Below are 1,131 nucleotides of genomic sequence, written 5' to 3' on the forward strand. Positions count from 1 at the left end.
TTTTCAATGCTTCTAAATCGCCTTCTTGCGGATGTTCGCCGGTCATATTATAGACATATGCCAGGGCGTTAAATTCGTTTAAAAAGATGTCCGCATAGAGCTTTTCGCGGATCTTTTTATACTGACCGGGGGCTTGCAACCTAGCAAAGTGCCAATACTCGGGCGGCTTTATAGCCTTCCTTTTAGGGGTTCTGCTTTGCGAAAAAATCCCTATACCCCACCATCTTTCGTAATAATTTATGGCTCTATCATCCGCCCAATACTATCTCGGTCAATTCGTCTTTAAGGGAGATCTCCTCCTTATAGGTATATTCACGGACCCGACGACTATCTGGGTAATATTCCGTGTCTAATCCAATATAATATACCTCCATTTTTAGTCTATTTCCCTCTTTGATAAATAGGCTAAGCGCGGTCGTATACCCGGGCAGTGCAGGACCTTTGAATACATCCTCCCCCTTCCAAACCGAGTGCAGAGAAACTGCGGCTAAAAATTTCTTTTTTAACGCGCGCTTAGCTCTTTCAAAGCCGAAGGCGTTTTTGATATATTTTTCGCTTTTGCCTTGTGGGTTTTGGCAGAAAAATAATCTATATTCGTTCAGCATGTTTTTTACGGTTTTGAAGTAATCGCTTTTTCCTCTTTTGTTTGCAAAATCCAAAAAGGGCGTAGTTTTTGTTTTGCTTCCATCGCTATTAGGAACTGCAAAATATAACTCTCTGCTTAAAGCGAAGCGAAACATCTCCTTTACGCGAATCTTTTTGCCGTCGTCGCAGAATATCAAAAGCTCATCGTCTCTTACATCATAGGTATCGTGATATTGTTGCTTTCGGTCAGGATACGCCTGAATCGACACAAAATCTATGATTGAATTATCATTATAAAACGGTACAAATTTTTGATCGTCGAGATAGATGCGATAATCGCCAAGGGCATAAGTATCATAGCTCTGCCCCACAGGTTTTCTATTGTGTCCGGGCTTTTTACCGCTTAGGGGCACCAGATACGAGCCTTCAAGCGCCTTATAGTATTTCCTGCTAACCGTGCCATTAATAAGTTCAAGCTTGATCCACTCTTTGGTCTGTCCCCTATATCCGCCATTGCTTTCGTCTGCTATAAACTCCATCTTAGCC

General features: G+C 42.1%; 1 protein-coding gene. It reads right to left on the reverse strand.

Features of this window, described 5'->3' with window-relative positions; all coding sequences use genetic code 11:
• Positions 1-248: 248 nt before the first annotated feature.
• Positions 249-1,131, reverse strand: an 883-nt coding sequence (locus tag Q0605_RS02640) for a hypothetical protein (RefSeq protein WP_298703975.1), incomplete at its 5' end; no start/stop codon positions are given.

Source organism: uncultured Campylobacter sp. (assembly GCF_938017705.1).
GTDB lineage: Bacteria > Campylobacterota > Campylobacteria > Campylobacterales > Campylobacteraceae > Campylobacter_B.